This is a genomic window from Acinetobacter sp. UBA2063 (assembly GCF_002333245.1).
GTDB lineage: Bacteria > Pseudomonadota > Gammaproteobacteria > Pseudomonadales > Moraxellaceae > Acinetobacter > Acinetobacter parvus.
In genome coordinates, this window is sequence record NZ_DDAH01000231.1 from 558 (window position 1) to 8,346 (window position 7,789).

General features: G+C 39.7%; 8 protein-coding genes and 1 pseudogene. 4 read left to right on the forward strand and 5 right to left on the reverse strand.

The window, feature by feature from the left end; all coding sequences use genetic code 11:
- Positions 1 to 675: pseudogene (locus tag B4H32_RS10875) on the reverse strand (MFS transporter); the annotation flags it as partial.
- A gap of 11 nt (positions 676 to 686) precedes the next feature.
- On the opposite strand from B4H32_RS10875, the gene B4H32_RS10880 reads away from it, so the two are divergent.
- From B4H32_RS10880 to B4H32_RS10890, 3 genes are all read left to right on the forward strand, one after another.
- Positions 687 to 848, forward strand: coding sequence for a hypothetical protein (locus B4H32_RS10880; protein ID WP_004758147.1), 162 nt, complete (start codon positions 687 to 689; stop codon positions 846 to 848).
- 78 nt (positions 849 to 926) lie between these two features.
- Complete coding sequence (locus B4H32_RS10885) at positions 927 to 1,361, forward strand: I78 family peptidase inhibitor (protein ID WP_286803049.1); 435 nt, start codon at positions 927 to 929, stop codon at positions 1,359 to 1,361.
- Positions 1,362 to 1,548: 187 nt separating this feature from the next.
- Positions 1,549 to 2,112: an FxsA family protein gene (locus tag B4H32_RS10890; RefSeq protein ID WP_004677647.1), complete on the forward strand. Its 564-nt coding sequence runs from the start codon at positions 1,549 to 1,551 to the stop codon at positions 2,110 to 2,112.
- Positions 2,113 to 2,158: 46 nt separating this feature from the next.
- Here B4H32_RS10890 and B4H32_RS10895 read toward each other — a convergent pair whose 3' ends face one another.
- Positions 2,159 to 2,341, reverse strand: coding sequence for a hypothetical protein (locus B4H32_RS10895; protein ID WP_004677645.1), 183 nt, complete (start codon positions 2,339 to 2,341; stop codon positions 2,159 to 2,161).
- A 148-nt stretch (positions 2,342 to 2,489) separates the two neighbouring features.
- On the reverse strand, positions 2,490 to 3,656 hold the full coding sequence (gene metK / locus B4H32_RS10900) for a methionine adenosyltransferase (protein WP_004758144.1): 1,167 nt from the start codon (positions 3,654 to 3,656) through the stop codon (positions 2,490 to 2,492).
- A gap of 385 nt (positions 3,657 to 4,041) precedes the next feature.
- On the opposite strand from metK, the gene tkt reads away from it, so the two are divergent.
- Complete coding sequence (tkt, locus tag B4H32_RS10905) at positions 4,042 to 6,030, forward strand: transketolase (RefSeq protein WP_286803051.1); 1,989 nt, start codon at positions 4,042 to 4,044, stop codon at positions 6,028 to 6,030.
- Positions 6,031 to 6,085: 55 nt separating this feature from the next.
- Here tkt and B4H32_RS10910 read toward each other — a convergent pair whose 3' ends face one another.
- Positions 6,086 to 6,493 carry an OsmC family protein gene (locus tag B4H32_RS10910; RefSeq protein WP_286803053.1) on the reverse strand — a complete coding sequence of 136 codons (408 nt, stop codon included), beginning with the start codon at positions 6,491 to 6,493 and terminating at the stop codon, positions 6,086 to 6,088.
- Positions 6,494 to 6,602: 109 nt separating this feature from the next.
- Positions 6,603 to 7,694: a hypothetical protein gene (locus B4H32_RS10915; RefSeq protein WP_286803056.1), complete on the reverse strand. Its 1,092-nt coding sequence runs from the start codon at positions 7,692 to 7,694 to the stop codon at positions 6,603 to 6,605.
- Positions 7,695 to 7,789 lie beyond the last annotated feature (95 nt).

Below are 7,789 nucleotides of genomic sequence, written 5' to 3' on the forward strand. Positions count from 1 at the left end.
TAATGATGCCGCTAATGTTTGTGCATCGTCTGCGATGTCCATTAAATGTGTTTGTAATGCACCACCTAACCCAATCACAGTGAAACCAATCATAAATAAGGCTGTAATCGCAGTATAGAGATTAGACATCATAAAACTTGCAAGTACAAAGGCGAGTGCAGAACTCACCAAAATTCCAATCATCGTTTTAAATAGGCTTTTATCTGCCAGCCAACCAGAAACGAGACCTCCAATCACCATACCAACGCCCCAAATGGCTAGCGCAATCGGGACTATACGAATATCTGCATGGGTATACTCAGTTAAAATTGGAGATACATAACTGTAAACAGAGAACATGCCGCCAAAACCGATTGCACCAACAGCCAGCGTTAACCATATATTGATGTTTTTTAGGCCTGCCAATTCTGCTTTAATACTGGCTGTCTTTTGAAGTGGAATATTGGGCGCGAAAAGGCTGACACCGATTAAAGTAATAAAGGCAAGGACGGCAGAAAACTCAAAACCAGATTTCCAACCAAATTGCTGACCAAGCCAAGTTGCAATAGGAACACCAATCACATTGGCAAGGGTGAGTCCCATCATTACTTGTGCAATCGCAGTTGCTCTACGTTGTTTTCCTGCCAATTCGGCTGCAACTAATGCTGCTACACCAAAATAAGCACCGTGAGGAAAAGGATAAGCCTATGGATGCAATCGGCACAAAAGATTTTTTAGCGATCACAGGATACACCCACGCCATTTTAGAGATGGATGAATGGATCAGAGATAAACCTTATTTTTATCTGATTAAAGATCATTATTTAGTGGATGAGGCAATTCGTGTCGAGTACATTATCATTCAGTAGACGCTGTTTTGCTTCAAATAATAGACATAATAATTTGATTTATTTGTTATCTTTACATTTTTGCAAGAATATAAACTTATGAAAAAATTTTTATTTTTAGGTTTAATCCTGACTTCACTTACAGGGTGTTCATCTACTCCAAATAAAGAACTCACTCCACCAAAAATTGGTATGGTAAATCCAGCAAGCAAGTTTTGTGTAGAGCAGGGTGGCCAGTTAGAGATCAGAAATGAAGTCAATGGTCAGGTTGGCTATTGTAAGTTGGCCAATGGTCAGATTGTTGAAGAATGGGAATTCTTCCGTGCTAATCAACCGAAATGCTTGGCGGATGAAGCACGAAAATTGATTGGCCAGTCAGGTTTAAGTGAAGAACAAATCAAGCAAAAAACCAAATCTGAGATTGTTCGTAGTGTTGGGCCCAACCAACCAGTCACAATGGATTATCGGGAAAATCGTGTGACGGTGACCATTGATCCACAAACTAAAAAAATCAGCAATGCAAACTGTGGTTGATCTTTAGAGAAAGCCTAAGCTCTCAATTAGTGATGATTTAATTGGGAGCTTTTTTATGCAGCTCACACTAACAGCACTTGATAAATTGAAAAAAGTACCCATCAACTTATTTATTGAATTCATTTTATGTATTGTGTCAGCCTAATTGACCAGTTTTTTGCACAAGTTTTTAATTTTGAGATTTGACATGACTCTACTTCTTATCGTGGTATTTGGCACAATTGCTGAAGTTTTAGTATGGATTGGCGTGGGCGACCTCGTTGGAAGTATGTGGTATGTCTTTTTCTGGTTCATCATTGCATTTTTCATTGGTCTGAACCTTGTTCGCTCAAGCACCTCCAACATTATGCCGCAATTACAGCAAATGCAGATGACTGGACAGCTTGGGAGTGATCCAGCAGTAACCAAGAAGCTGGCAATTGCGATGTCTGGTTTTCTGCTAATGTTACCAGGTTTGATTTCCGATGTACTGGCTGTATTGGTACTTATCCCAGCCGTTCAAACTGCTTTCCGCAACGCGCTCATGAAAACGATGGCCAAGCGTCAACAAGCCCTGATGGACCAAATGATGGGTGGAATGGGTAGCGGTGCGGCTGGTGGACAGAATCCATTTGCTGATCTTATGCGTCAAATGCAGGAGATGCAAAATCAGCAAGGTGGCGGGCAATATCGTGATTCAACTGTGATTGACGGGGAAGCGCGTGAAGTGAAACCTGAGCAAAAGAAAATTGAATTTAAAGATGTGAATTAATTAGCGTTGATTTTAATAAAGGCACACTTTCAAACAGTGTGCTTTTTTATGCCTCATTTTTAGATGGGCTGTCCTTTTTTTGCTCTGGCTGGGTATGTTGGTCTGTTTCTTTTAAACCAGCACGATATTGGTTTGGAACCAGTGTCGTTAATTCATTTTCAGATTGTTTGTATTTACGAGTGCGGTTTGCACGTTCGCGAAATCCACCCTTGTTGATCAATTGAGTCATAACCATGTATCCGAAATGATTGAAATTGTATTTTAGCAAATGCTGTGCAAGATCAAAATAATATAGTTCCCAATGTAAATTTTAGGACATAGGTGAGGAGAGCATAAAAAAGCTCGCGATGAGCGAGCTTTTAAAATGAGGTAAGACGTTACAGTCCAGCTGCATCTTTTAACACATCAACCTTATCGGTTTTTTCCCATGTAAATGCAGTGTCTGAACCCTCACGACCAAAGTGGCCATACGCAGCAGTTTGCTTATACATCGGTTGGATCAGGTTCAACATGCGGGTGATACCGTATGGACGTAAATCAAAGTGTTCACGAACCAATTGAATAATCAACTCATCTGAAACTTTGCCTGTATTGAATGTATTGATTGAAATGGAGGTTGGCTCTGCAACACCGATTGCATAACTCACCTGAATTTCACATTTGTCAGCAAGACCTGCAGCAACAATATTTTTCGCAACATAACGACCTGCATAGGCTGCAGAACGGTCAACTTTTGATGGATCTTTACCAGAGAAAGCACCGCCACCATGACGTGCCATACCGCCATAAGTATCGACAATAATCTTACGACCAGTTAGACCACAGTCACCTACAGGACCACCAATCACAAACATACCTGTTGGATTGATATGGAATTTTGTACCTGCATGGAACATTTCAGCAGGAATAATCGGTTTTACGATTTCTTCAATCACAGCTTCTTTTAAGTTAGCTTGACTAATTTCAGGATCGTGCTGAGTTGATAATACAACTGCATCTAAACGAACTGGCATACCATTTTCATAAGCAAAGGTAACTTGGCTTTTTGCATCTGGACGTAACCAAGGTAAAGCACCTGAACGGCGTAATTCTGCTTGACGCTCCATTAAACGGTGCGCATAAGAAATTGGGGCAGGCATGAGTACATCTGTCTCACGGCTTGCATAACCGAACATTAAGCCTTGGTCGCCAGCACCTTGATCTTCAGGTTTTTGACGGTCAACACCTTGAGCAATCTCTGGAGATTGTTTACCAATCATATTGATCACGGCACAAGTTGATCCGTCGAAACCTAAATCAGAGTGATGATAGCCAATACCATTTACGGTTTGACGCACAATTGCTTCAAAGTCGACATTTGCTGTCGTTGTAATTTCACCAGCAAGAACAACCGCACCTGTTTTTACTAATGTTTCACAAGCGACACGCGCATACGGGTCTTCTTTTAGGATTGCATCTAAAATAGCATCACTAATTTGGTCAGCCATTTTGTCTGGATGACCTTCGCTTACAGATTCTGAAGTAAAAACAGCATACTCGCGCATGAACGTCCTATCATGGTTATTTTCAAAAAGACAGAGTATGTTACATCGACTTGGCGGATAGGACTAGCATAAGCTGACTAAAATGCATGAATTTATTTCATTTTCATTGTGTTTTTATTGATATGCGTATCAGTAAAACTAATATTAATGCTTTAATTAATAAAGTTTTCCTGAATTGTAAATTTTCATATTGGAATGAATGTATTTTAGTGGTTGTTTAGATGGTGAGCATTTATATAAAGAATTGTATTTGAATGATCAAAATATAAGAAATATCGTGTATTGCACTTTACCCCATCTTGTTTTTTTAAGACAATAGTCGCAGTTTTTGAAAGATGATTTCTCATCTTCTCTACATCTTATTGATTTAATCGGATTCTGACTTATGACAACCCCTTTAAATGAACGCCGTATTGCAAATGCAATTCGTGTCTTGGCTATGGATGCTGTGCAACAAGCAAACTCAGGGCATCCTGGTGCTCCAATGGGGATGGCAGATATCGCTGACGTAGTTTGGCGCGAATTTTTAAATCATAACCCAAGTAACCCTCAATGGGTGAACCGTGACCGCTTTGTATTGTCTAATGGTCACGGCTCAATGTTGCAATATGCATTATTGCATTTGACGGGTTATGAATTATCTATTGAAGATTTAAAACAGTTCCGTCAATTACACTCTAAAACTCCAGGTCATCCAGAATTGGGTTATGCACCTGGTATCGAAACCACAACAGGTCCATTGGGTCAGGGGATTGCCAATGCTGTTGGTTTTGCTTTAGCTGAAAGAACTTTAGCTGCGCAATTTAACAAAAATGGTTTAAACGTTGTTGATCACTTCACTTATTGCTTCTTGGGTGATGGCTGCTTGATGGAAGGTATTTCGCACGAAGTATGTTCACTTGCAGGTACTTTAGGTCTTGGTAAGTTGATTGCTTACTACGATGACAACGGGATTTCAATTGATGGTGAAGTAGAAGGTTGGTTTAGTGATGATACTGAGCAACGTTTCAAAGCTTATGGCTGGCAAGTGCTTCGTGTAGACGGTCATGATGCTGATGCGATTCGTCAAGCAACTGTTGAAGCGAAAGCTGAAAGCAATAAGCCAACCATCATCATCTGTAAAACGATTATTGGTTTAGGCTCACCAAACAAACAAGGTAAAGAAGATTGCCACGGTGCGCCACTGGGCAAAGACGAAATTGCTTTAACACGTGAAGCATTAGGCTGGAAAGAAGACGCATTTGTTATTCCTGAAGATGTTTATGCAGCTTGGGATGCAAAAGCAAAAGGTCAAACGTCTGAAGCCGCTTGGAATGAATTATTTGCTCAATATCAAGCAAAATATCCAACTGAAGCAGCTGAATTATTACGTCGCATCAATGGTGATTTACCTGCTGAATTTGCAGCACAAGCTGATGCATTCATTGCTGAAACCAATGCAAAAGCTGAAACCATTGCAACTCGTAAAGCAAGCCAAAATACTTTACAGGCATTCGGTCCATTACTGCCTGAATTATTAGGTGGTTCTGCTGACTTGGCTGGCTCTAACTTAACACTTTGGAAAGGTTGCCAAGGCGTACAAGAAAATCCAGCGGGTAACTACGTGTATTACGGCGTTCGTGAATTCGGTATGACCGCAATCGCAAATGGTGTAGCTTTACACGGTGGTTTTGTTCCTTACGTTGCAACATTCTTGATGTTTATGGAATATGCACGTAATGCAGTACGTATGTCAGCATTGATGAAGCAACGTGTGATTCATGTTTATACACATGACTCAATTGGTTTAGGTGAAGATGGCCCTACGCATCAACCAATCGAACAAATTGCATCGTTACGCGGTACACCAAACTTAAATACCTGGCGCCCATGCGATACGGTTGAAGCGGCTGTTTCTTGGAAATCTGCTCTTCAGCGTAAAGAAGGTCCAACAGCATTAATATTCTCTCGTCAAAACTTGCCATTCCAAGTGCGTAATGAAGCTCAAATTCAAAACGTTGCAAAAGGTGGTTATGTACTTGCTGAAGAAAAAGGTGAGTTGAAAGCAATCATTATTGCTACAGGTTCAGAAGTTTCATTGGCAATGGAAGCGTATGCACAACTTGAAGGTGTGCGTGTAGTGTCTATGCCATGTGCTGAAGAGTTTGTGAAACAAGATGCTGCATATCGTGAAGCTGTATTACCTGCACATATCCGTGCGCGTGTAGCGGTTGAAGCGGCTCATGTGGATTACTGGTGGAAGTTTGTTGGTTTAGACGGCAAAGTGATCGGTATGACCACTTACGGCGAATCTGCTCCAGCAAAAGACTTGTTCCAGTTCTTCGGTATTACTACTGAAGCAGTTGTTGCTGCGGTTAAAGAGTTGACTGCTTAATTGAATTAATAGTTAAAAAGCGTCCTGAATAGGGCGCTTTTTTTTGTGAATGAAATTAAATGCTAAGTTCAGTTTGAATCGAAATATTAGACGTTAATAATTTATGAACAGGACAACTTTCCGCAACTTTTAATAAGCGTTTATGCTGTTCTTCAGTAAATTCACCTTTTAGCGTAATCTTGCGCTCAATGTTGTTTTGACCTGCTTCAGGTTCAGCATTGGGATTTAAAGCTAAATCGACCTGAACATGATCAAGCTTAATTCCTTTATGTTTAGCGTACATTTCCAAGGTAATGGTAGTGCAAGCACCTAAAGCAGAAAGTAAAAGCTGAACAGGGTTGGGTGCTGTATCTTGACCACCTTTATCAGCAGGCTCATCCGCATGCCATGTATGGCCAGATGCATCAGTCAGTGTTACGCGATAAGGGGTCAAAGTGCTTTCAGCTTGTACAGAATAAGTCATGATTTACCTTGTTGTTGGTATAAATGATTGAGCATATCTCAAAAGTGTTGCTTATTGGATGAAAATAAGGACATTAAAGCCCTTATTTTCAATGAGTTTGAGTATTTTATTAATAGCGCGCCTTGGCTAATAAGTTAGCATTATGATCTAAAAACTCAGCATCTAAGAAATGAGCTTTACCACCATGATGGATTACCGTCGATAATATATCATCTACTATATCATCAGTCGTCGTCGTACCAGTATCAAGTTCAACAGTAGACGTTGCTGAATCAATATTCGCTGGCTGTATGTAACCTTTTTTAATAAAGATTTGGTCAAGGCGACCCTCATTTGCAGCACGGTAAATTGATGATAAATCCTCAATCAATAAATTCTGACTCTTTGCTTGATTGATTTCAGTTTGAGCAACTTCCTGAAGTTTGGTTCGGTATAAATTTACTTGCTCTTGGGCTTCTTCAATAATCAGGCGTGCTTCTGCTTCTAAGTTTGCACTGTTAGTAACAGTGGCGACAATCGCATTTGGATTGTCACAGACTTGTTGATAGAAAGAGACGGTACGCTCATCACCAACGACAATAATTGGTAAAGGATTTTGTTTATAGATTTCCTGAACGCTTTTATCAACACGATTTAGAAACTCTTTGATATAGTTTTCTTCTTTCGTGGCATTTGAGCGATCATTTGAGCTCGTTGTATAAAGATGCGTGTTTTCTAATGGGAATTCTAATCCTTGAAGTTCATCTTCTTGATTAAACTCATGTACGAGCTGATCGTTAAATACTTCAAATAATCGCCCATTCATTCTTGAAACAATTACCATGTAATAATGCACAGAACTGTTCAATTCACGGAGAATGTCTCGTGTAGCAAAATGTTGATCAATAATGACTCGTGGTTTTACCTTGAAAGGGAAGTTGAAAATTTGAGTACTTTCAGGTGTTGAGAAGATTGCTAAAGTATCGAGATTATAATTGTGATCATGCTCCGAAAGCTCTTTCTCAATTTGCTCTAATCGCGTCTGAACTTCACGCTTATCATGGGCTTCAGATAAGCGAGTTTCTAATTCTTTTAGTGCATTTTTTAATGCAATTGCATCTTGCTGGTTATCTGGAAAAGTTCGATGTGTTGGAACAAAAATGCTGATCGCTGGATTGGCTTGAACCGTGTTTAATTGATCAAATACTTGTTGTAAATTCATGATGTTTCCTCTAAATGAAAATATTTAAAAATTTTTTAAAGGTGATTAATTTTTATAACATCGTTTGCTAAAAACCACGGTTAAAAAATGATAAG